The organism is Bullifex porci (assembly GCF_009695635.1).
Classification (GTDB): domain Bacteria; phylum Spirochaetota; class Spirochaetia; order Sphaerochaetales; family Sphaerochaetaceae; genus Bullifex; species Bullifex porci.
Genome location: NZ_VUNN01000003.1, coordinates 129,417 through 151,462, shown reverse-complemented (window position 1 = coordinate 151,462; position 22,046 = coordinate 129,417). Strand labels below are relative to the sequence as shown.

The 22,046-nt window shown below is 37.0% G+C and carries 23 protein-coding genes; 15 read left to right on the top strand and 8 right to left on the bottom strand.

Features of this window, described 5'->3' with window-relative positions; translation table 11 throughout:
* Positions 1-114: 114 nt before the first annotated feature.
* The 4 genes from fusA (at position 115) to nagB (ending at position 4,743) form a co-directional block, all read left to right on the top strand.
* Positions 115-2,223, top strand: a complete 2,109-nt coding sequence (gene fusA, locus FYJ80_RS02935; protein ID WP_154424629.1) for an elongation factor G — start codon at positions 115-117, stop codon at positions 2,221-2,223.
* A 68-nt stretch (positions 2,224-2,291) separates the two neighbouring features.
* Positions 2,292-2,723 (top strand): DUF3842 family protein, encoded by a 432-nt coding sequence (locus FYJ80_RS02930; RefSeq protein ID WP_154424628.1) that lies wholly within the window; start codon positions 2,292-2,294, stop codon positions 2,721-2,723.
* Between the two features lie 33 nt (positions 2,724-2,756).
* Positions 2,757-3,824, top strand: coding sequence for a tRNA 2-thiouridine(34) synthase MnmA (mnmA, locus tag FYJ80_RS02925; protein WP_154424627.1), 1,068 nt, complete (start codon positions 2,757-2,759; stop codon positions 3,822-3,824).
* A 109-nt stretch (positions 3,825-3,933) separates the two neighbouring features.
* Complete coding sequence (gene nagB / locus FYJ80_RS02920; protein WP_154424626.1) at positions 3,934-4,743, top strand: glucosamine-6-phosphate deaminase; 810 nt, start codon at positions 3,934-3,936, stop codon at positions 4,741-4,743.
* 37 nt (positions 4,744-4,780) lie between these two features.
* Here nagB and FYJ80_RS02915 read toward each other — a convergent pair whose 3' ends face one another.
* From FYJ80_RS02915 to FYJ80_RS02900, 4 genes are read right to left on the bottom strand one after another with little or no spacing between them, the layout of a single operon-like run.
* On the bottom strand, positions 4,781-5,890 hold the full coding sequence (locus tag FYJ80_RS02915) for a DUF1232 domain-containing protein (protein WP_154424625.1): 1,110 nt from the start codon (positions 5,888-5,890) through the stop codon (positions 4,781-4,783).
* Positions 5,887-6,993 carry a DUF362 domain-containing protein gene (locus FYJ80_RS02910; protein ID WP_276984757.1) on the bottom strand — a complete coding sequence of 369 codons (1,107 nt, stop codon included), beginning with the start codon at positions 6,991-6,993 and terminating at the stop codon, positions 5,887-5,889. The genes FYJ80_RS02915 and FYJ80_RS02910 overlap by 4 nt, the downstream gene beginning before the upstream one ends.
* Complete coding sequence (locus FYJ80_RS02905; RefSeq protein ID WP_154424624.1) at positions 6,983-7,792, bottom strand: glycerophosphodiester phosphodiesterase; 810 nt, start codon at positions 7,790-7,792, stop codon at positions 6,983-6,985. Before FYJ80_RS02905 ends, FYJ80_RS02910 begins: the two co-directional genes overlap by 11 nt.
* Positions 7,785-8,525 carry an RNA methyltransferase gene (locus FYJ80_RS02900; RefSeq protein WP_154424623.1) on the bottom strand — a complete coding sequence of 247 codons (741 nt, stop codon included), beginning with the start codon at positions 8,523-8,525 and terminating at the stop codon, positions 7,785-7,787. Before FYJ80_RS02900 ends, FYJ80_RS02905 begins: the two co-directional genes overlap by 8 nt.
* Positions 8,526-8,580: 55 nt before the next feature.
* On the opposite strand from FYJ80_RS02900, the gene FYJ80_RS02895 reads away from it, so the two are divergent.
* The 5 genes from FYJ80_RS02895 (at position 8,581) to FYJ80_RS02875 (ending at position 13,257) form a co-directional block, all read left to right on the top strand.
* Entirely contained in the window at positions 8,581-9,786 is a 1,206-nt protein-coding gene (locus FYJ80_RS02895) for an AI-2E family transporter (protein WP_154424622.1), read from the top strand.
* A gap of 2 nt (positions 9,787-9,788) precedes the next feature.
* Positions 9,789-10,709, top strand: a complete 921-nt coding sequence (locus FYJ80_RS02890) for an Mrp/NBP35 family ATP-binding protein (RefSeq protein WP_154424621.1) — start codon at positions 9,789-9,791, stop codon at positions 10,707-10,709.
* A complete protein-coding gene (locus tag FYJ80_RS02885; protein WP_154424620.1) occupies positions 10,706-11,314 on the top strand; it encodes an NUDIX hydrolase in 609 nt (202 codons plus the stop codon). The genes FYJ80_RS02890 and FYJ80_RS02885 overlap by 4 nt, the downstream gene beginning before the upstream one ends.
* On the top strand, positions 11,315-12,028 hold the full coding sequence (locus tag FYJ80_RS02880; RefSeq protein WP_154424619.1) for an SIMPL domain-containing protein: 714 nt from the start codon (positions 11,315-11,317) through the stop codon (positions 12,026-12,028).
* A gap of 122 nt (positions 12,029-12,150) precedes the next feature.
* Positions 12,151-13,257, top strand: coding sequence for an NAD(P)/FAD-dependent oxidoreductase (locus FYJ80_RS02875; RefSeq protein WP_154424618.1), 1,107 nt, complete (start codon positions 12,151-12,153; stop codon positions 13,255-13,257).
* Here FYJ80_RS02875 and FYJ80_RS02870 read toward each other — a convergent pair.
* A complete protein-coding gene (locus tag FYJ80_RS02870) occupies positions 13,250-14,146 on the bottom strand; it encodes a DMT family transporter (RefSeq protein WP_154424617.1) in 897 nt (298 codons plus the stop codon). The two genes, FYJ80_RS02875 and FYJ80_RS02870, sit on opposite strands and share 8 nt — an antisense overlap.
* Before the next feature lie 124 nt (positions 14,147-14,270).
* On the opposite strand from FYJ80_RS02870, the gene thrH reads away from it, so the two are divergent.
* From thrH to FYJ80_RS02845, 5 genes are read left to right on the top strand one after another with little or no spacing between them, the layout of a single operon-like run.
* Positions 14,271-14,882, top strand: coding sequence for a bifunctional phosphoserine phosphatase/homoserine phosphotransferase ThrH (gene thrH, locus FYJ80_RS02865; protein ID WP_154424616.1), 612 nt, complete (start codon positions 14,271-14,273; stop codon positions 14,880-14,882).
* A complete protein-coding gene (locus FYJ80_RS02860) occupies positions 14,882-15,739 on the top strand; it encodes an SAM hydrolase/SAM-dependent halogenase family protein (protein ID WP_154424615.1) in 858 nt (285 codons plus the stop codon). Before thrH ends, FYJ80_RS02860 begins: the two co-directional genes overlap by 1 nt.
* A 13-nt stretch (positions 15,740-15,752) precedes the next feature.
* Positions 15,753-16,304: an ECF-type riboflavin transporter substrate-binding protein gene (locus tag FYJ80_RS02855; RefSeq protein ID WP_154424614.1), complete on the top strand. Its 552-nt coding sequence runs from the start codon at positions 15,753-15,755 to the stop codon at positions 16,302-16,304.
* Between the two features lie 48 nt (positions 16,305-16,352).
* The gene (locus FYJ80_RS02850; RefSeq protein ID WP_154424613.1) at positions 16,353-18,059 is read left to right on the top strand and encodes an ABC transporter ATP-binding protein; all 1,707 of its coding nucleotides are present in this window, start codon (positions 16,353-16,355) and stop codon (positions 18,057-18,059) included.
* Positions 18,056-18,889, top strand: a complete 834-nt coding sequence (locus FYJ80_RS02845) for an energy-coupling factor transporter transmembrane component T family protein (RefSeq protein WP_154424612.1) — start codon at positions 18,056-18,058, stop codon at positions 18,887-18,889. The genes FYJ80_RS02850 and FYJ80_RS02845 overlap by 4 nt, the downstream gene beginning before the upstream one ends.
* Here FYJ80_RS02845 and metK read toward each other — a convergent pair.
* Positions 18,879-20,009 (bottom strand): methionine adenosyltransferase, encoded by a 1,131-nt coding sequence (gene metK / locus FYJ80_RS02840; protein ID WP_154424611.1) that lies wholly within the window; start codon positions 20,007-20,009, stop codon positions 18,879-18,881. The genes FYJ80_RS02845 and metK overlap by 11 nt on opposite strands.
* A gap of 322 nt (positions 20,010-20,331) precedes the next feature.
* Between metK and FYJ80_RS02835 the strand changes: the two genes are divergently transcribed.
* Entirely contained in the window at positions 20,332-20,685 is a 354-nt protein-coding gene (locus tag FYJ80_RS02835) for a TraR/DksA family transcriptional regulator (protein ID WP_154424610.1), read from the top strand.
* A gap of 50 nt (positions 20,686-20,735) precedes the next feature.
* On the opposite strand, the gene FYJ80_RS02830 is transcribed toward FYJ80_RS02835, so the two are convergent.
* Together FYJ80_RS02830 and FYJ80_RS02825 are read right to left on the bottom strand one after the other, a co-directional pair.
* On the bottom strand, positions 20,736-21,377 hold the full coding sequence (locus FYJ80_RS02830; protein WP_154424609.1) for an MBL fold metallo-hydrolase: 642 nt from the start codon (positions 21,375-21,377) through the stop codon (positions 20,736-20,738).
* On the bottom strand, positions 21,374-21,955 hold the full coding sequence (locus tag FYJ80_RS02825; protein ID WP_154424608.1) for a DbpA RNA binding domain-containing protein: 582 nt from the start codon (positions 21,953-21,955) through the stop codon (positions 21,374-21,376). Before FYJ80_RS02825 ends, FYJ80_RS02830 begins: the two co-directional genes overlap by 4 nt.
* Positions 21,956-22,046: the final 91 nt, after the last annotated feature.

The following is a 22,046-nucleotide window of genomic DNA, read 5'->3' as shown; positions in this document are numbered from 1 at the left end:
AACTTACTTGCACAATTACAATAAAACTAATAATATGCAGAATCGGGTGCAAGTGGTACAGGCTTGCACATTTATATTCTAAACAGTGATTTTTATTATAAGAGGTTTTATATTATGGCAAACAACCTTCAGGATATGAGAAACATTGGTATTAGTGCTCATATCGACTCAGGTAAGACTACTCTCAGTGAACGTATCCTTTATTATTGTAACAAGATTCACGCAATCCACGATGTTAAAGGTAAGGATGGCGTAGGTGCCACTATGGACTCTATGGAGCTCGAAAGAGAAAGAGGTATTACAATTGCATCTGCTGCTACAAACGTATACTGGAAGGGTCATGAAATTAACGTCATCGATACTCCGGGTCACGTTGACTTTACCATTGAAGTAGAACGCTCTCTCAGAGTTCTTGATGGTGCTATCCTCGTTCTTTGTTCCGTTGGTGGTGTACAGTCACAGTCAATCACAGTTGACCGCCAGATGAAGAGATATCATGTACCACGTATCGCATTCGTAAATAAGTGTGACCGTTCTGGCGCAAATCCTTATCGTGTTAAGGATCAGCTTTGTGAGAAGCTCGGTCTTAATGCTGTACTTATGCAGATTCCTATTGGTCTCGAAGATAAGCTCCAGGGTGTTGTTGACCTTGTTGAGATGAAGGCTTATTACTTCGATGCAGGTGAAGATGGTAAGGGTATCAGAGAAGCAGAAATTCCTGCAGAGCTCCTTGATGAGGCTCAGAGCAAGAGAGAAGAGCTCTTAGATACAATCTCAATGAACTCAGAAGAGCTCATGGAGGCTATGCTCGAGGATGCAGTAACAACTGATCTTATTAAGAAGGTTGTTCGTGAAGAAACTATTGCACTTCGCTTAGTTCCTGTATTTATGGGTTCTGCTTATAAGAATAAGGGTATTCAGAAGCTCCTCGATGGTGTTATCGACTATCTTCCAAATCCAACAGATGTTCATAACTTTGCACTTGACCTTGATGATGGTGAAAAGGAAATTGAGCTTCCTTCAGATGAAACTCTTCCTCCAGTAATCCTTGCATTCAAGCTTGAGGATGGACAGTTTGGTCAGCTTACTTATATCCGTATCTATCAGGGTAAGATTAAGAAGGGTGATGAACTTTTCAATACAAGATCAAGAAAGAAGTTCCGTGTTGGTCGTCTCGTAAAGATGCACGCTTCTACAATGGAAGATATCAACGAAGCTGGATGTGGTGAAATCGCTGCACTCTTTGGTATTGATTGTGCTTCAGGTGATACATTCTGTGCTCCTGGAATTAACTACTCAATGACAAGTATGTATGTACCAAAGCCAGTTATTTCTCTTGCTATTAAGCCAGTTGATAAGAAGGCTGCTGATAACATGGCTAAGGCTCTTAACAGATTTACTAAGGAAGACCCAACATTCCAGACCTATGTTGATCCTGAATCATCTCAGACAATCATCAAGGGTATGGGTGAGCTCCACCTCGATGTATATATCGAAAGAATGAAGAGAGAGTATAAGGCAGAGGTAGAGGTTGGTCAGCCAGAGGTAGCATATAGAGAAGCTATCACACAGAGAGCAGACTTTAACTTCACTCACAAGAAGCAGACTGGTGGTTCTGGTCAGTATGCTCGTGTTGCTGGTTACATCGAACCAATCGTTCAGGTTGATGGTGAAGAGGTTAAGGACTACGAATTCGTTGATGAAGTTAAGGGTGGTGCTATTCCTACAGAGTATATCCCATCTTGTGATAAGGGCTTCCAGACAGCTATGAAGAAGGGTACCCAGATTGGATTCCCAGTAGTAGGTGTAAGATGTGTTGTTAACGATGGTGCTTGGCACCCAGTAGACTCTTCAGATATGGCATTCCAGACTGCAGCTATTGGTGCATTCCGTGATGCATATGAGAAGGCTAAGCCAGCTATTCTTGAGCCTATCATGAAGGTAGAGGTTGAAGGTCCATCTGAGTTCCAGGGTAATATCTTCGGTTCTATCAACCAGAGAAGAGGTATGATCATAAGCTCAACAGAGGATAACAACCAGTGTCAGGTTATTGCTGAAGTACCACTCTCAGAGATGTTTGGTTATTCAACAGTTCTTCGTTCTCTCTCTCAGGGTAAAGCAGAATTCACAATGGAAGTTGCTAAGTATGGTAAGGTTCCACAGAGTGTTTCTGATGATCTCAAGAAGAAATATGAAGAAAAGAAAAAGGCTGAAAAGAAATAATCTTTTTAACCATAAGCTTTCAAAGGGCCGTGATTTTCACGGCCTTTTCTTTTTGCTATGATTAGCCTATGAAGGTAGTAGTAATCGATGGACAAGGTGGTGGCCTTGGAAAGCAAGTAATTTCAGCATTAAAGGGAAAATACAATGATGCTATTTCAGTTGTTGCTATTGGAACTAATGCTGTTGCCACCCAAGCTATGCTTAAGGCTGGTGCAGATATTTCTGCAACAGGTGAAAACCCTTTAAAGGTTAATGTAAAGGATGCCGATGTAATAATTGGTCCAGTTGGTATTGTTGTTGCTAACTCTCTCTTTGGAGAGGTAACACCAAAGATGGCAAAGGCGGTAGGGAAAAGTCGAGCAAAAAGATTATTAATCCCAGTTAACCTATGTAGCAATATAGTAATTGGAGTTAATAATACATCTATTGCTACTATGGTAAATGGAGTACTTTTTGAAATGGATAAGCTCATGCAATTACCCCACTTGCAGGAGGGTTAAACTATTTTATAGACTTTTACTTAGGAGAATTGTATGAAGGTACTTGTTGGACTCTCAGGTGGAATAGATTCCTGCGTTAGTGCATATTTATTAAAGCAGGCTGGACATGATGTAACTGGTGTTACTATGTTAATTTGGAAAAAGGATTCACCATACCCAGCTCCAGTTAGTGCAAATAGCTGCTACTCACCAGCTGAGGCTGAAGATAAAGAGGAAATTGCAGAGTTTTGTAGAAAGCTCGGTATTGAATATAGAGTCTTAGATTGCTCAGATATATATGAAAGTACAGTATTAGAGAATTTTAGATTTGAATATATGCATGGTCGTACTCCAAACCCTTGTGTTTGGTGTAATGCAAAGATAAAGTTTGGTGCCCTAGTAGATTTTGCAAAAGCCTCTGGAATAGATTTTGATTACTTTGCAACTGGACACTATGCAAAGATTATCTATAACAAGGATAGTGATCGCTATGAATTGCATAAGGCTGCAGATGCAAAAAAGGATCAATCATATTTCTTATATCGATTAACTCAAGAGCAGCTAGCTAGAACACTCTTTCCACTTGGGGATTTAAAGAAGAGTGAGGTTAGAAAGATTGATGTAAAGATGGGCTTTCATAGAGAGGATATGGATGAGAGCCAAGACTTCTATGGTGGAGATTACTCTGATTTACTAGGGGTTGAAGATAAGGTTGGTGATATTGTAAATAGCGAAGGTAAGGTTCTTGGTCACCACAATGGCTTTTGGCACTATACAATAGGTCAAAGAAAGGGGCTTGGTATTGCTGCTCCTAGACCTCTATATGTTATTGCTCTCGATAGCGTTAAAAACCAGGTTGTCGTTGGCTATGACGAGGAGACTCATCAAACACAAGTGAATGTAAAGAATGTTAACTACGTTTCACGCACAGATTTTGAAGAGGATAAAATTTATACAGTAAAAATTCGCTCTGCAAGTAATGGTGATGCAGCACATGTAATTAAGACAGAGGATGGCTTTGTGGTTAAATTCCTCTCATATGTAAAGGCTGCAACCTGTGGTCAAAGTGCTGTTGTTTATGATAACGATGTACTTATTGCAGGTGGAATTATTGATTGTTAATAATATTAAGTCACAGCTAAATACTGTGGCTTTTATATTTTCTTGCATTTCTTAATTTAATTGTGTCTATTACTCTTTCATGGTAAGATACCATAGAAGGAGAAAAACTATGCGTGTTATTATTCAAAACGATTATGAAAAGCTTTCACTTTGGGCTGCTAGACATATCGCAAAGACAATAAAGGATCATCAGAAGGTTAGTGATAGACCTTTTATTTTAGGTCTTCCAACAGGATCCTCCCCAATTGGAACCTATAAGGAGCTTATTAGACTTAATAAGGCTGGATATATTTCTTTTAAGAATGTTATTACCTTTAACATGGATGAATATGTAGGTCTTCCTAGAGACCATGAGCAGTCATATTGGACATTTATGCATGAGAATTTCTTTAACCACATTGATATTCCTGCTGAGAATATTAATATGTTAAATGGTAATGCTGAGGATGTTAAAGCAGAATGTGCTCGTTATGAAGAGAAGATTAAGTCCTATGGTGGTATTGATCTTTTCTTAGGTGGTATTGGTGCTGATGGTCACATTGCTTTTAATGAGCCATTTAGCTCTCTTAGCTCAAGAACACGTCAAAAGACCTTAACCTATGATACAAAGGTTATGAACTCTCGTTTCTTTGGTGGAGATATCAACAAGGTTCCTAATACAGCTTTAACAGTTGGTGTTCAGACAGTTACTGATAGCCGTGAGGTTGTAGTATTAGTTAATGGTCATAGCAAGGCTAGAGCCTTACAGGCAACTATTGAGGGCTCTGTTTCTCAGGCTTGGACCTGTTCTGCGCTTCAGATGCATCCAAATGCATTAATCGTATGTGATGAGCCAGCTTGTGGAGAGCTTAAGGTTGATACATATAAATATTTTAAAGATATTGAGTCAACAAATCTTGATGTAGAGAAAATTCTCTAAGAGCTTTATGGGACTGCCTCTTGGCAGTCCTAATTATTTATACAAAGAATGGGAATAAAAGAAGCTTCAATGGAGTAAAAGCAACACTTGAGGTTGTAACTCCAACTCTAATTGCCATAAAGGCAATTACTATCATAGCTGAGCCTAAGATATAGAGTAATATTTCTTGATAAAAGCTCTTTAAGAGATACTTTGCTAGCTTCTTTAAATCCTCTGAAGAAAGAGCAATATTAATATTAAGCTTCTCTGAAATCCTATATAGAACCTCTTTTCCTCTTTGAAGAATTTCATATTCAGCTAATAATTTTGCTTCTATTCCTTTAATAATGCTTTTTTGCTTTATTATCGAAATAATATATGGAATAAATTTTTTTAGAGCTGAAACTATTAAAACAGCTGTTAATAGATATCCTGCAAGTAAGAAGAAGGATGCAACATATTTAGATGCATTTCCAAATAGAGGAACAAGAGTAAGAACAACAGCGAGTAGTGTGAAGCTAAGTACTAAAAGACTCTTTGTAATTCTCTTTTTAAAGGACTCTCTAATGCTCTTCCTCATTTCCTTAGCTAAGAAGGCTGTTGCAAGAGAAGCTATTTCATTCTTTTGCTCAAATAAAATCTCATCGAGGGTTTTATTTTCCTTTACAACATTTTCTAATGTCTTTTCTATGTTATGAGTTTTTAGGTAATCTCCTGCTACCTCTCCTGCCTTGTAGCCTGCAATAGCACCAGCAGTAACACCAAATAGCTTTGCTGCTGTATCCTTAAGGTGAGATGGTAGAGAGTCGATAAATCTAATAGCCTTAATTGGATCCTTTTTTATATTCTTTACAACCCCAGCAACCATAGTTGAGATAATAAAGGCATCATCAAGGAGTCCTACTCCTAATATAATATCTGGTATTATATCAATTGGAGAGACTAGATATAAAATAGCTGCAATAGCACCAATAGATACAGTTCTTTGAAAGAGTGGAGATTTTATTATCTCGATTAATATAAGTATATTATCCCAAAGGCCCTTAATTACCTTGTTATCTTTAAACTTATCGACCTTACTTATGGCTTCATTTACTTTTTTTTCATCACTTTCCTCTGCCAATTTATTAGCAAAGGAAAGTGCATCATCTTTTTGTTTATCTGTCATTTAACTTCGATTAAATTATATTGTCTTGTTCCTAATCCGATAGACTCAGCATATTCAAGACCCTGCTTCCATGAGGTATCTGGGTGGATATCATCAAAGTGGTCATGGTGACATTTTTTTGCTTCACTGAGCATTGAATTAGGGTTTTCTGGCATCTTATTTGCCATATCAGCACATGCTTGGTCTAATGCAACTGGATCAAAGGAAGCAAAGAGTCCAATATTTGGAATAATTGGCATATCATTTTCACCATGGCAATCACAATTAGGTGAAATATCAATTGCAATTGAGATATGGAAGCAATCACGACCTGAAAGAACACCTTTAGCATACTCCATCATTCTGCAATTTAGAATTTCATTTGAGTGAGAGGTTCCTTCCTGTATTGCATCCTTAGGACATATTGCGATACATCTTCCACAGCCAACACAGCGTTCATGGTCGATAGTACACTTTCTATCCTTAATTATTGGAGCCTGGTGAGCACATATCTTTGTACACATACCACAGCCGATACACTTATCTAAATTAACATTTGGCTTTCCTGAGACGTGCATCTCCATCTTACCGCGTCTAGAGCCACATCCCATACCGATATTTTTTAATGCACCGCCAAAGCCTGTTCCTTCATGGCCCTTAAAGTGGTTAAGGGAGATAAATACATCTGCATCCATGATCGCTCTTCCGATTTTAGCACTCTTAATGTACTTTCCGTCTTCAACTGGGACCTCGATATCATCGCTACCCTTAAGTCCATCACCAATGATAATTTGACACCCTGTTGAGATGTAGCTAAAGCCATTTTCCTCTGCAGTTAGAAGGTGGTCTAAAGCATTCTTTCTTCCGCCAACATAGAGAGTATTACAATCTGTTAAGAAAGGCTTTCCACCCAGCTCCTTAACCTTTGATGCAACACATTTAGCCCAGTTTGGTCTAAGGAATGCAAGGTTACCTGGCTCTCCAAAGTGCATTTTAATAGCAACATATTTATCCTTAAAATCGATATTTGAAATACCTGCCTTAGTCATCAGTCTCTCTAGCTTATCAAGTAGAGAGTTGTTAAAGCCTGTTCTTAGGTTAGTAAAGTAAACATCACTTTTCACGAATATTCATCTCCTTTGCAACTTTAATAACTAATTCTGGGTCATCTGTCATAACAGAATCGACACCCATTGAGAAAAGCTCTCTCATAGTTTTTTCATCATTTATTGTCCAAACCATAATTATAGCATCTCTTTTCTTCATCTGCTTAACAAAGTCTGGTGTGACAACCTTAATTCCCCATTGCTCCTTTGGAATTTGGAAAATAATCTTCCTTTTAAAGCTCTTTGGAAGGATGTGTAGCTTTTGCTTTAAAAGTAGAGGAATTACTTCAAGAGTTGTAATAGAGGTTAAGATATCTGGAGCCTTTGCTCTAAGAGCCTTTAAATTTGATAGATGAAACGATGCTCCACAAACTCTATTTTCTGCCTTATGCTTTCTAATAGTATCGATAAATACATCTACTATTTCTGGCTCCTTACTCTTTAAATCGATATTAAAGCGTTGCTCTGGACATGCCTCTAATGCTTCAGAGAGAGTACATATTTGAACACCCTTACCACGGAAAGGGAAGGTCTTACCACCATCCTTTGTAAATGTATAGCCTGCATCTAGCTGCTTTAGCTCAGCTAAGGTATGACTCTCTAAAGTACCACTACCATTTGTATTTCTCTCTAAGGTAGGGTCGTGCCAAATTACTAGCACACCATCCTTAGTAAGATGTACATCTGTTTCTACAATATCTATATTCATCTTAACTGCAGATAAAAATGCAGGAAGAGTATTTTCTGGATAGTTAATGCTATCCCCACGATGTGCAACAACACGTGGAAGTGGATTTAAGAAATTCTTTTCATTCATTTTTTTCATCCTTGTGGATTTTAATTTTCTCTATTTTTCTAAATAGCTTATCAAAGAGCTGCATCTCTCCTTCCTGGAGACCTGCTTTTTCAAGTGTATCCTTAAAGAATTGATTTAGCCACCTTTTCTCCTCATCCCATTTAAAATATCCAATATTAGATAGGTGCTCACAAGCCTCAATGCTTGCCTTTTCTATTCTATCACGAGTAACAGCACTCTTTCCGGCAGGATACTCTTGAGCTCTTTGAAATAGAGTATATGTAATAATTTGAACTGCTTGAGATAAATTTAGTGATGGAAAAGCATCGCTTGTTGGGATAGTTACTATTGAGCTACAAAGTGACACCTCATCATCTCTAAGTCCATCAGATTCTCTACCAAAGACTATAGAAACCTTTCCATCTGGTAGAGTTAGTAAATGGTCTGCTAATTGCTCAGGAGAGTATGCTGATAATTTCCTATGCTTTCCTCTTCTTCTAGTAGCACCAACTGCAAAAATACTATCCTTTAAGGCCTCCTCAAGAGAAGAAAAGTATTTTGCATTTTCCCAAATATCTGATGCATGTAGGGCAAGTGTTCTTACTCTATTATCATCATAGCTTCTCTTTGTAACTAAAGAGAGGTCTGTAATACCCATAGTTTTCATAGCTCTACAGACAGAGCCTATGTTTGCTCCGTCCTGAGTATCGACTAATACTATATTAATTCTATCTAGATATCTTTGCTTTTCCATTAAACCAATAATACATACCTTGAGACTTTTTGTCTTGTGTTTTAAACTCATTACTATGAAAGAAGAAATGAGTTCCTCTTACCTAAAACAAATTAGGACAGTTTTAGTTTTAGGTATTGTCATACTTGTCTTATTTGTTTTGAAAGCAACCTCTGAGGTAACACTCCCTGTTGCTTTTGCTCTATTTCTCTTTGCCTTTATAAATCCTTTAATGGAAAAATTCGCAAAATTAAAGATTCCTAATGCTATATCAATTATTTTAATAATGGTTTTAGTAGTCTCTATTTTTCTAGTAGTTGGCTATTTTATGGGTATAATGGTAAATATGCTTATAGCAAAGCTCCCATACTACGCCGAAAGAGTTAAGGCTGTAGATATGCTACTGAGTCAATATGCAGTTAAGTATCTAGATGATGTTCCTGAGAACTTTTCTTTTATTGGTTCCTTAAATGTTGATTGGTACTCCCTTTTAATGGGTTGGCTTACTAGTATTTCATCAAGAGTTTTATCATTGCTTTCAGATGTAATGATTATCCTAATTACTTTAATGTTCCTCCTCTTTGAGAGATCAACCTTTTTACCAAAGGTATCTGTAGCTCTAGATAATGAGAAGGGGCAAAAGCTTTCAGCCTTACTTGGAAAGATTAATAAGCAAATTGCAAAATATCTAACATTAAAGACGATTATCAGTCTTGCAACTGGAGTATGCTTTTACTTAACTTCATTAGTAACTGGCCTTGACTTTGCTCTGCTTTGGGGCTTCTTAGCCTTTATTTTGAACTTTATCCCAACTATTGGTTCAATTGTAGTTACAGGTATGACTATTTTGATGGCTGTAATTCAATTTACTCCTGATTGGGTTATGATTTTATATGTAGCTCTTTTAACAATTTCTATTGAGATGGTACTTGGTAATATCATAGACCCAAGAATTCAAGGTGTTCAATTGAATATTTCCCCACTAATGATTCTTATTTCCCTTTCCTTCTGGGGCTATATTTGGGGTATTGCTGGAATGTTCTTGGCTGTTCCAATTATGTCTATTATCCAAATTGTTTGTTTGGTTATCCCATCCTTAAAGCCAATTGCAGTTATACTCTCATCGGGAAAATCATATGTAAGAGAGTATAAGGAAAAGCAGGCTCTTAAGAAGGGAATTAGTAGAAGAAGAGCAAAGCGTAATGAAGAAGTTAATTCAGATAGAATGGATGATATCATCCTTCCGATAAATATTAATAGTGACTCTAAGGAGAAGAAATAACTATGGAAAATGAAGAGCTCGATGAGTATGAGCTTCAAACACAGGCAATAAGAAAGAATATGGATCAAATCTCTCGTAAGATTTTGATTATGTCTGGTAAGGGTGGTGTTGGTAAGACTACAGTTACTGTAAATCTTGCTAATGCTCTTGTTGATATGGGATGTACTGTCGGTATTTTAGATACAGATATTCATGGACCAAACGTTGCTAAGATGCTTGGCTGCGAGGATGGTGTACTAGGCTCCCCAGATGGAAAGGTATTATATCCAGTTGAGCCTAGAGAGGGGCTAAAGGTAGTTTCCTTAGCATTTGCAATTCCTGATCCTGATGCTCCAATTATTTGGAGAGGTAGCATGAAAAATAGTGCTATTAGACAGTTCTTAGCAGATGTAGAGTGGGGTACTCTTGATTATCTTTTAATTGACTCACCTCCAGGAACAGGTGATGAGCAGCTTACTGTCTGTCAGTCTATCCCAGAGCTAACAGGTACAATAATAGTAACAACACCACAAAGTGTTGCAGTCTTAGATGCTAGAAGATCTGTGGGTTTTTCAAGAAGAATGGGTGTTGCAATTATTGGCGTTATTGAGAATATGTCAGGTCTTGTCTGTCCTGAGTGTAAAACTGAGATCCCAGTATTTGGAATTGGTGGTGGCCAAAAGATGTGTCAGGATATGCACGTTCCTTTCTTAGGTAGAGTCCCAATGGAGGTCGATTTAAGAAAGGCAGAGGATGAGGGAGAAGACTTTATGAAGGATGGTAATACTCATCCATCTAGAGATGCTTTACTTGAGATTGCTAGAAAGATTAACTTTGGTACTGCTTGCTCTACAGGTAGAGATACCTCTTTTATTGGTACTCCACAATGCTCTCCTAGTTCTTGTGCAGGGTGTACCTCAAACTGTGCTTCGAGGAAGAAATGATTAAAAAAGATACCTTTATAAGTGACCCTAATATCGATACTATGCACCTATATTGGGCAAGTGAAAAGCCTGAAAAAATTTTCAAGTGTCCAATATTTGAGGTAAGTAAGGTAAGACGCGTAAGCCAGGATGGAAGAGTTGGCGATTTTATCACACTCGACTGTCCTGAGTGGGTTGTTATTATCCCAATTTACAAGGATGAGGATGGAGTTGTTAGAGTAATAGTCGAGCAGCAATATCGTCATGGCTCTGATAGTGTTACTAGGGAGTTTCCTGCTGGCTTAGTTGAGAAGGATGAGGATGCTTTAACTGCTGCAAAGAGAGAGCTATTAGAGGAAACAGGGTTAGAAGCTGGAAGAGTTACCTTACTTGGTAACCTCTCTCCTAATAATGCATTTATGTCTAATAGACAATACTTCTTCCTCGCAGAGGAGCTAAGTAAGGTTAGTGGCCAAAGCCTTGATCAAAATGAGGAGATAGATATTCTTTCTCTTCCACTTGAGGATGTGATAAATGAGATGGGTACAAACCTATCTGATAACGCATTAATGATGGCTGCTACAGGGCTCTTGATGAAGGAAGAAAGGAGACGTGGAGGTTTTTAGTTGAAGTTTCTTTCTGTTTTACTTTTAGTTTTGTTAGCATTTACATCATGTAGTACAACTAAGGTTGATAGCCAAATTATGGTATCTGGAAGGTGTGAGCTTGAAATAGATCCTGATATGGCAACTCTATCAATTGGAGTAAATGAACGTGGTGAGACTACTAAGGAGGCCCAGGAAAACGTTAATATAAAGCTTGCAGCTGTATTATCTATTTTAAAGGATGAGTACAAAATAGATAAAAATGATATCAAGACTACAAATATGAGTGTTTACCCTGAGTATTCCTGGATCGATGGAAAGCAGGTACTAATTGGTCAAAAGGCTAGCCAAAGCATTGAAGTAACAATAAGAAATCTTCCTTTAATCTCTTCTATCTTCGATGATTTAACAGAGGTAAGTGGAATTAATATCTCAAATATTAATTTAGACTCCTCTAAAAAGAGTGAGTACCTCTCTTTAGCTAGAAAGCTTGCAACAGATGATGCAAGAAAGAGAGCTGATGACTATAGTGCTAACCAAAGTTTAAAGAGCGGTAGAGTTATATCAATTACTGAGAAGGGTTTTGATGGTAGTCGCTATGCAATTCCTGTAAATAGTACTGCAGCAAAATCATTAGCTATGGAAGATGCTGTTGTAGAGAGTGATTATCATTTTTCAAAAATAAGCGTAAGTGCCGAGGTTGATGTAGTATTTGAGCTTGAGAGCAATAAATAGCATTAAAGAAAATTAAAATAATTACTTTGTCCTGCCATATGCAAAAGTGGCAGGACTTTTTATATTAATTTATTTGCTTTTTATTTCTTATATATATTATTCTTACTTTTAAGGAGTTTTGAATGAATATTGTTATTATTGGATATTCTGTTGCGGCTGCTACTGCTTCTAAGAGGTTAATTAAGGAAGGCCATAACGTTACTATTATTTCTAAGGAAAGTGATGCTCCATACTATAGAGCAAGAATTTTAGAGCTACTTGAGAATAAAAGCTTAAAGGACATTGCCATTGCTCCAGATAGCTCAATAGTTATTAATAAAGCTGCAGTAAAAATCGATAGAGAGAACCATCAGGTTGTTTTAGATGATAACTCAGTTGTTAGCTATGATAAGCTTATTTTAGCAGTTGGTTCTAATGCAAATACATTAAAAGTTAATAGCGATAAGGTAATTGCAATTAGAAGTGTAAGTGATGTCAGAAGACTTCAGGAGATGCTTAAGAGCGCTAAATCTGTTGCAGTTCTTGGAGGTGGATTACTAGGACTTGAGGCAGCAGTAAAGATTCATGATGCTTCAGGGCTCAGAGTAAGTGTAATTGATCGTTCCTCATGGGTATTATCAAGACAGTTTTTACAGCCTGAAGGTGAGCTTTTATCACAGATGCTAGCTCAGCTTGGAATAGATGTCCTTACTAACGCGGGTGATGTAAGTGTTAAGGATGGTCTTGAAATTACATTTGCTGATGGAAGAAAGCTTCATAGCGATATTCTCGTTACCTCTATTGGTGTAAAGCCAGAAATATCTCTAGCTAAGGATTGTGGCCTTAATGTAAATAGAGGAATAGTTGTTGATGACACACTAAAGACTAATGATGATGATATTTATGCAATTGGAGATTGCGCTGAATTTGAGGGAAAGACACCATGTATGGTTTCTGCAGCTCTTGATATGGCTAGATGTGTTTTAGCAGAAAATAAAAGATATAAGAATGCTCCAGCATCAGCTGTATTAAAAATAGCTTCCCTTGAAGCTGTCTCTATGGGAAGTGTCAACGATAATTGTGTTAGACACGTGGTAGAAACTCCTACTTCAAGAGAAGTCTTTTATCTTGATGGCGATGTACTTGCTGCATATTATGCTGTTGGTACTTCAAAGAATATGGTTAATGCAAAGCTTGCACTAACAAAGCCATTAAGTGAAAAGCAGAAAAGCGATTTCTCAATTAGCTAATTGCTTTTTTATCAGATAGGAAGCTTAAAATCATTCCTATTAGCATTACTACTGTACCTAGTAATAGTGCAAATGAGAAGGTTGAATAGATAAAATAATCTAAAATTAGGGAGGCTAGGAGCTGTCCTGCAGATAGTAGTAGAGCAGAGTAAACTGCTGGTATCTTAGGAATAACTATATTGGTACAAGCAACTACCCAAACAGCTAATAGTCCTCCTCCTACAATTAAGTAAAATGGAATTGAAGGGAGTATCGATATTGCATTGATACTCTCTTGTGGTTTTACAATAAATGAGAAAATAACAATTCCTACTAACCCTGAAATTACATTTTGTCTTGCAGAGAAAAGAGGGCCCTTTGCCTTTGCGAAGGTACTGTTATATATCATTTGAGTCATTGTTAAAGCACCTGCAGCAAAGCCCATTAGTAAAAATGCTGGCTTGAAGGAGCCTCCTGAGAGTAAGCTCATTAGTAAAATACCTAAAAATGAGACTGCTAATGATATCCATTTTTGTTTAGTAATACGCTTTTTCTCCATTCCGAATAGCCCTGTTAGGTCAAAGAATAATCCAGTAGCACTTTGACCAAACACAGCTAGAGCCATTGAAAGAGTCGCACCAATTTCAATTACTGTATAGAAGTTAAAGGTTAAGATAAAGAGACCAAAGATACCTCCAAAATACATGTACCAATGACTTTTTACGCGTTTTGGACATAGCTCTTTATTTTTTCTAAAGACAAACATTAATAAGGTTAGGGCAATAATACCAACTATTTGGTTTACCATAGTACTTATCTCTGTAGTGGTTACTGCACCTAATTCCGTGTTAAATATGACCATCACAGATATAACAGCACCTGTGATAAAGGAAAGTAGATAATTAAGCATGAAAAGATGATATCAAAAGAGAAAGATTCTTGCTATCAGATATTCCTATTGCTTGAGTAAGAAAAATGTTTTTTATATCATTTAGCTGTTTAATAGTAGAGAAAATAGCTTTGGAGGTTATGCCATGGAAGTAGTTTGTCTTGATTTAGAAGGTGTGCTTGTCCCTGAAATTTGGATTGCATTTGCTCAGAAAACTGGAATTGAGAAGTTAAAGCTCACAACTCGTGATATCCCTGATTACCATGTACTTATGAATGGTCGTATGGAGATTTTAAGAGAGCATGGATTGACCCTTAAGGATATACAGGATGTTATTGCAACAATTAAGCCTCTTGATGGTGCAAAGGAATTTTTAGATAAGCTTAGAGCAATGACTCAGGTTATTATTCTTTCCGATACATTTGCAGAGTTTGCTTCCCCTTTAATGAAGCAGCTTGGTTGGCCAACTATCTTCTGTAACTCTCTTGAAATCGATGAGAAGGGAATGCTTTCTGGAATTAAGATGAGACAGGAGGATGGAAAGAGAAAGGCAATAGAGGGTCTAAGATCAATGGGCTTTAGAACCTTTGCTGCAGGTGATAGCTACAATGACCTTAATATGATTAAGATAGCCGATGCAGGGTGCTTATTCCGTGCTCCTGAGAATATCTTAAAGGAATATCCTAATTTAGCGCTTCATACTACATATGATGGCTTCTATAATGAAATTGAAAAGTTTGTAAAAGAAGGTAAGTAATGGATTATCAGCAATGTCGAAAGTGTGTTGTATTTCTCTCTGATTTTGGTACTGTTGATGGTGCTGTTAGCGCTATGCATGCAGTTGCAGATGATGTAGATGAAACTCTGCGCCTTGAGGACCTTACACATGAAATACCGCAATTCAATATTTGGGAAGCAAGCTATAGATTAATTCAAGCCTTAACCTATTGGAAAAAGGGTACAGTCTTTGTTTGTGTAGTTGATCCAGGTGTTGGCTCAGATAGAAAGAGTGTAGTAGCTCTTACTAAGAGTGGACACTACATCGTTACTCCTGACAATGGTACCTTAACTCACGTTTCTCAAGAGATTGGAATTGTAGCTGTAAGAGAGATCGAGGAGGCTGTTAATCGTCTCCATGACTCAGAGTCAAGCTATACCTTCCATGGAAGAGATGTATATGCATATACAGCAGCTCGTTTAGCTGGAGGTGTAATCTCATTTGAGGAGGTTGGTCCTGCGCTTGATGTAGCTTCCATTGTTAAGCTTGATTTAGTTCCACCAGCACTTAAGGATGGTGAGATAACAGGTAATATCGATATCCTAGATACTCGCTATGGCTCACTATGGAGTAATATTCCACGCTCATTAGTTTTAGAGGCAGGTATTGGATATGGCGATTTAGTAGATGTTAAAATTAGCTATAAGGGGTGTATAGTTTTTGGTTATCCATTGAGACTTTGTAAGAACTTTACAGAGGTTGGTATGGGTGAGCCATTAATGTATATCAATAGCTTGTTGAATGTTGGAATTGCCTTAAACCAAGGTGATTTCGCCTCTGTTTATCACATTAAAACCGGTGAAGGCTGGAAGATAAAAATAAAAAAACACCTATAATAAGGAGTATTATATGAATAAAAAATCACCAATTACAGTGTTTGTTGCTATTGGTATTGGCGCAGCACTATTCTTCGTTCTTGGTCGCTTTGTTGCAATCCCAAGTCCAGTACCTAATACTAACATCTCATTACAGTATGGTCTCTTGGCATTTATGGCTGCACTCTTTGGACCTCTTGCAGGAGCATTAATTGCTTTTATTGGTCACGCATTAATCGACTTTTCATATGGTTGGGGCGTATGGTGGAGCTGGGTAATTGCATCTGCTGTAGCAGGTCTTATCATGGGCTTAGGTACTAAGAAAATTTCTATTGAAAAGTCATTCGGCAAAAAGGAAATTTGTGTCTTCAACATCACTCAGGTTGTAGCTCATCTAATTGCTTGGGGTGTTGTTGCTCCTGTACTCGATATACTTATCTATGCTGAACCAGCTAATAAGGTATTTACACAGGGCTTAGTAGGCGGTATTTCAAATATCGTTACAACAGCTATTGTTGGAACTCTTCTTGCAATTGCTTTCTCAGCAGCAAAGCCAAAGACAGGTTCCTTAAAGAAGGAAGCTTAATTTATCAACGAGGGGATTATTTCCCCTCATTTTTTTATTGAGGTCGAAATGAGTGAGAATGTAATAGAGTTTAAGGACTTTACCTTTAAATATGATGCCCAAGCAGAACCAACACTGTTTAATATTAACCTTAAAATAAAGAAGGGTGAAAAGGTTTTAATCTGTGGTCCTTCGGGGTGTGGAAAATCAACACTATCTCACTGTTTAAATGGCCTTATTCCTGCTTCCTATCCAGGGGATGCAAGTGGGGAGCTACTTATTGCAGATAAAAGCTATAAGGAGCACACAATATTTTCGCTTTCAAAGATTACTGGAACTGTACTTCAGGACTCTGACGGTCAATTTATTGGTTTGACTGTAGGGGAAGACATCGCTTTTGCCCTTGAAAACGAAAATACTCCACTTTCTGTTATGAAGCAAAAGGTACTCGAGGCTGCTAAGAAGGTAGGTGTCGAGAGCTTTTTAGCTCATGCACCACATGAGCTTTCTGGAGGACAAAAGCAGAGAGTATCACTTGCGGGTGTAATGGTTGATAACGTCTCTCTATTTTTATTTGATGAGCCTTTAGCTAACCTTGATCCTGCAGCAGGAAAGAATACTATAGAGCTAATTGAGCAAATACATAAAACAACAGATAGTGCAATAGTAATAATAGAGCATAGGCTAGAGGATGTTTTATATAAAAGTGTTGACCGCGTAATTTTAATGTCCGAGGGAAGAATTATTGCAGATATGACTCCAGATGAGCTTCTGTCATCAAACCTGCTAATTGAAAATGGTATTAGAGAGCCTCTTTATTCAACTGCTCTAAAGTATGCAGGAGTAAATATAAATCCAGATATGAAGCCTGGTCGTATCGATACTTTAATTTTATCAGATGAGGATAAGGATAAAATTAGAGCTTGGTATAAAAATGTTGAAGTTGAAAAGAAAGAATTAAATAGTTATGTTGTTTTAACAGCTCAGGATATAAGCTTTTCCTATGATGGTAAAAAGGAAGCTTTAAGTAACGTCTCACTAAAAATAAGAAAGGGGGAGATGGTTAGTATTGTTGGAAGAAATGGTGCTGGTAAATCAACATTCTCGAAGCTTGTCTGTGGCTTTGAAAAGCCTAGTAGGGGTAGGTTTTTACTGGAGGATAAGGACTTAGCAGAGTTTTCTATTAAGGAGAGAGCTGACCATATTGGCTATGTAATGCAAAATCCAAACCAGATGATTACAAAGCCAATGATAAGAGATGAGGTCTCTCTAGGATTAGCCTTAGAAGGTAAGCTAAGTGAGGATGAGATAAAAAAGAAGGTAGATGAAACTCTAAAAATATGTGGGCTATATGAGATGCGCTCATGGCCTGTAAGTGCGCTCTCCTATGGACAAAAAAAGAGAGTAACAATTGCTTCAATACTATCTATGGATCCTGAAATTATTATCCTAGATGAGCCAACAGCAGGGCAGGATTTAAGACATTATACAGAGATAATGGAGTTCTTAAAGAAGCTTAATTCTCTAGGAGTAACTATAATACTAATTACTCACGATATGCACCTTATGATTGAGTATACTAATCGTGCAATAGTGTTTACTAATGGCCATTTGATCAAGGATACCTCCTGTGAAGAGATTTTAACAGATGAAGAGAGCTGCAAAGCTGCTAGCTTGAAAAAGACCTCACTCTCTGAGCTTGCAATAATGTGTGAGCTTCCTGAGACAGAGTTTGTAAGACGCTTTATTCAGGAAGATAAGAGGAGGAGAAGATGAGCGGTATTTTTAATTATATAAATAGAGAATCTGTTATACATAGAATGTCTGGAGCAACTAAGCTCATTGTCTTAATCCTATGGTCTCTTGCTGCTATGACTAGCTTTGATACAAGGTTTTTAGCTCTTTTACCTATTTTAGCATTTATACTCTTTGGCCTATCAAAGATAAGGTTTAGCGATGTAAAGTTTTTATTGTGGTTTACATTTGTATTCATGGTATTAAATAACCTTTTAATATATATATTCTCTCCAGAGCATGGTGTGACTATCTATGGAAGCAGAACTGTAATTTTAGAAGGCTATGGTAGGTGGACATTAACTGCAGAGCAGCTATTTTATCATCTAAATGTTGTATTAAAGTACCTTGCAACGATACCTGTAGTAATACTCTTTGTCTCTACAACAGATCCTAGTGAGTTTGCATCCTCTCTTTCTAAAATAGGTATCAATTATAAGGTTGCATACTCTGTTTCATTAGCTCTACGCTATATCCCTGATATTCAAAGAGAGTTCCATGACATCATGATAAGTCAGCAGGCTAGAGGACTTGAAATGGCCTCTAAGAAGCAAAATATTATTAAAAGATTAAAGAATGCATCAGCAATGCTCTTTCCTTTAATAATATCGAGTATGGATAGAATTGAAGTAATTGCTAATGCGATGGAGCTAAGAGGCTTTGGAAAGCACAAAAAAAGAAGCTGGTACTCAGAAAGACCATTTAGAGCTCCTGATTACACAGCTATCATATTTGTTTGTCTTTTAATGGCAATATCCTTAACACTAAATTTTATTAATGGTGGAAGATATTTTAATCCATTTATAGGTTAATTAAATCGTTTAAGGCCTCCTGGTCTATTACTTCCCACTTCGATGCAGGATTTCTAAAGTGTCCTGTTTCTGAGAGTATTAGGTATTGAGGCTTTCTTAATTCATATCTATCGATAATACCTCTTGGAGATAGGTCAAAGTGTCTATTAATCCAAGAGAGTAGCACCTCATCTCTTAGAGTTGATGTGTTATATGTGTTGATATAGATAGATACAGGCTCCTTAACACCAATTGCATATGCAAGCTGAATTTCACATTTCTTTGCTTTTTTTGCTGCAACTATAGTTTTAGCTATATTTCTTGCTGCATATGCTGCGCTTCTATCGACCTTTGTTGCATCCTTACCTGAGAAAGCACCACCACCATGATGTGCATATCCACCATAGGTATCTGCAATAATCTTTCTACCAGTAAGTCCTGTGTCGGCTGCAGGACCTCCTAAGACAAAGCGTCCTGTAGGGTTAATAAAGTACTTAGTATCATCATCGAGGAGATTACCTGGAATTACCTCCTTAATTACATATTTAAGTAGGTCCTCTCTGAGCTTTTCTATCTCGACATCACCATCGTGCTGTGCAGAAAGTACTACTGTATCAACTCTTTTGATATTACCATTATCATCATACTCGACAGTTACCTGGCTCTTACCATCTGGTCTAAGATATGAAATAATGCCTTTTTCTCTGACCTCTGTTAAACGAGAGGTTAGCTTATGCGCTAAAACAAATGCTAATGGAAGAAGCTCATCTGTTTCATCACATGCATAGCCAAACATCATACCCTGGTCCCCAGCTCCTTCCTTATCAACACCAAGTGCGATATCTGGGCTTTGAGTATTAAGTGTTATGATAACCTTAGTTTTATCACTAAATTGGTATTCATCCTTTGTATATCCAATTTTTTTAATTGTTTCTCTAACTATTGCTTCGTAATCAACAATAGAATTTGTTGTTATTTCACCCATTACATGTACAAAATCTACACATGCAGTAGTTTCAATAGCGGCTCTTGAGTTTGGATCCTGTGATAATAATGCGTCCAGAAGTGCATCTGAAATCTGGTCGCACACCTTGTCTGGATGTCCTGTAGTAACGGACTCCGAAGAAAATAATCTCTTCATAATGTGCTCCTTAAAGTTAAAAGCAAACGCTTCTGGTCCATCTGCTTTCAATGAGAATTTACACTATCATAGTGTATTAGTCAACAACGATATTTTTTAGCTATTAACTGTGTATATGTGACAAATTTTTTTAGGTATCAAATAAAATAAAAAAGAAAAGATTTTATAAAAAATCTATTATAAACGTAATAATTTATTTTAAAATAAAAATTTATTAAGTTTTCTGTGCTAAAGCTTAATTGTTGCACTTTAAAATAAAAAACTTGACTTTGGAAAAAAAAGGTTATATTCACAATAGGTTTATCTCTTACGGAGGTGTTTTATGGCTAGTGATTTTACTCAAGAGATGAAAGAATTATTGCTTAAGGAAAGGGCTGAGCTTATCGCTAAGATGCAGGGTGATAACGACAAGTTCAAGACTGAAGCAACAACTGGAAGAGGTGACAGCGTAGACCTAGCTAGTGATGAAGGTGCATTTAAGAAAATGGAAGCTTTAAATGCTATGGACGCAAAAAGGCTTACTTCCATTGAGAACGCTTTAAAGCGTATCAGTGAAAATCGTTACGGAATCTGTCTAAAGTGTGGCAAAAAGATTCCTGAGGATCGATTAAGAGCTATGCCTTCTGCAGTACTATGTATTGATTGTAAGACTGCTGAGGAAAAGAGAGCTCGTTAATTACTTAAGTAACCTTGATTTATTTGTTGTAAATCAAGGTTATCTTTTTTTTAAAGATAAGGATTATTCTTTTTTTCAAAACCAATCTTAGTTGATGGTCCATGTCCTGGAAGAACTATAATATCATCATCAAGAGACTTAAGCTTATTAAGAGAGCTTACCATATCAGAGTAGTTACTATTATAAAAATCTGTTCTTCCAATACTACTTTGAAAAAGTGTATCACCAGAAAAGAGAACTCTTTCACTATCACTAAGTAAGCAAATAGAGCCTGGTGTATGACCTGGTGTTTCTATTACTGTTAGTCCCTTAATTACATCCCCTTCCTTTAAGATGATATCTGCCTTATCAACTGGAAGATAGGAAACCATTTTATTGTAAAATAAATCCTCATTAAAAAATGCAATATCTCTAGTAATTCGCTCTCCATCATCAGATAAGTATTTAGAATCTTGAGCTGATATTGCAATTTTAAGGTTTGGAAATTCCTTCTTTAGCTCTTTAATCCCTAGCACATGGTCGAAGTGACCATGTGTTAAGATTAATAAATCAGGAATTAGCTTATTTTGCTTAAGCTTGTTAATTATAACCTCTCCTGGTGCAGGAGCATCGATTAGGAATGTAGAATTATCATCCTGAACTATGTAGCAATTAGTTTGAAATGCACCAACGGAGAGAGGAGTTATTATCATTGCTCCTCTACCTTCTTACTATCATCCTTTTTTTCTCTATTTGAGATATTAATTTGAATTGTTCTACCCTTAATTACCTTTCCAAGTAATTTATCGATAGCCTTATTACAGTTCTCTTCACTCATAGAAACAAAGGAATACTTATCATGGACTCTAACCATATAGATATCATCCTTAGTGATACCTGTATCCTCACAGATTAATTCAACAAGATCCTTAGCATAGATTCTACCCATCTTACCAAGATTGATATATAGAGTCTTTGCACCCTCTGGAATTGGTCTTGCCTGTCTTGGCTTTGGTGCAGCCTTTTCCTCAGCTACAGGAGCTTCTACCTGTACTGGAGCACTCTTTTTAATCTCTTTTCTAGCAGGCTTTTCCCTTCTAGTATTTTTCTTTAGCATTTCTCTAAGTAGATAAGCAGAGAAATATCCTCTTAAAGTAAAAGGTACGTTTTTCTTAATAAGCTTTTTGATGCCATCAAGCTCTTCCGGGTTGCTGTCGATTTTGATATCCTGAACTATATCCTTTATCTTCTGTGAAAGGGTATCAAAATCCAACTCCATCTCTTTTTCCATTTTAAAACTCCTACATAATTATGTGGCTAAATTTGTTTGTATCAGGAAGCGGATTGTCAAAAAAAATAAAAAATGCAATCATACCGGGCAA

Bases quoted from the DNA above. Each gene is read 5' to 3' on its own strand.
- FYJ80_RS02845 (WP_154424612.1), top strand. From the start codon at position 18,056: ATGAGCGGTATTTTTAATTATATAAATAGAGAATCTGTTATACATAGA.
- FYJ80_RS02895 (WP_154424622.1), top strand. From the start codon at position 8,581: ATGAAAGAAGAAATGAGTTCCTCTTACCTAAAACAAATTAGGACAGTT.
- FYJ80_RS02855 (WP_154424614.1), top strand. From the start codon at position 15,753: ATGAATAAAAAATCACCAATTACAGTGTTTGTTGCTATTGGTATTGGC.
- FYJ80_RS02885 (WP_154424620.1), top strand. From the start codon at position 10,706: ATGATTAAAAAAGATACCTTTATAAGTGACCCTAATATCGATACTATG.
- thrH (WP_154424616.1), top strand. From the start codon at position 14,271: ATGGAAGTAGTTTGTCTTGATTTAGAAGGTGTGCTTGTCCCTGAAATT.
- mnmA (WP_154424627.1), top strand. From the start codon at position 2,757: ATGAAGGTACTTGTTGGACTCTCAGGTGGAATAGATTCCTGCGTTAGT.
- FYJ80_RS02930 (WP_154424628.1), top strand. From the start codon at position 2,292: ATGAAGGTAGTAGTAATCGATGGACAAGGTGGTGGCCTTGGAAAGCAA.
- FYJ80_RS02860 (WP_154424615.1), top strand. From the start codon at position 14,882: ATGGATTATCAGCAATGTCGAAAGTGTGTTGTATTTCTCTCTGATTTT.
- nagB (WP_154424626.1), top strand. From the start codon at position 3,934: ATGCGTGTTATTATTCAAAACGATTATGAAAAGCTTTCACTTTGGGCT.
- FYJ80_RS02875 (WP_154424618.1), top strand. From the start codon at position 12,151: ATGAATATTGTTATTATTGGATATTCTGTTGCGGCTGCTACTGCTTCT.
- FYJ80_RS02900 (WP_154424623.1), bottom strand. From the start codon at position 8,525: ATGGAAAAGCAAAGATATCTAGATAGAATTAATATAGTATTAGTCGAT.
- FYJ80_RS02890 (WP_154424621.1), top strand. From the start codon at position 9,789: ATGGAAAATGAAGAGCTCGATGAGTATGAGCTTCAAACACAGGCAATA.
- metK (WP_154424611.1), bottom strand. From the start codon at position 20,009: ATGAAGAGATTATTTTCTTCGGAGTCCGTTACTACAGGACATCCAGAC.
- FYJ80_RS02870 (WP_154424617.1), bottom strand. From the start codon at position 14,146: ATGCTTAATTATCTACTTTCCTTTATCACAGGTGCTGTTATATCTGTG.
- FYJ80_RS02850 (WP_154424613.1), top strand. From the start codon at position 16,353: ATGAGTGAGAATGTAATAGAGTTTAAGGACTTTACCTTTAAATATGAT.
- FYJ80_RS02905 (WP_154424624.1), bottom strand. From the start codon at position 7,792: ATGAATGAAAAGAATTTCTTAAATCCACTTCCACGTGTTGTTGCACAT.
- fusA (WP_154424629.1), top strand. From the start codon at position 115: ATGGCAAACAACCTTCAGGATATGAGAAACATTGGTATTAGTGCTCAT.
- FYJ80_RS02915 (WP_154424625.1), bottom strand. From the start codon at position 5,890: ATGACAGATAAACAAAAAGATGATGCACTTTCCTTTGCTAATAAATTG.
- FYJ80_RS02825 (WP_154424608.1), bottom strand. From the start codon at position 21,955: ATGGAAAAAGAGATGGAGTTGGATTTTGATACCCTTTCACAGAAGATA.
- FYJ80_RS02835 (WP_154424610.1), top strand. From the start codon at position 20,332: ATGGCTAGTGATTTTACTCAAGAGATGAAAGAATTATTGCTTAAGGAA.
- FYJ80_RS02830 (WP_154424609.1), bottom strand. From the start codon at position 21,377: ATGATAATAACTCCTCTCTCCGTTGGTGCATTTCAAACTAATTGCTAC.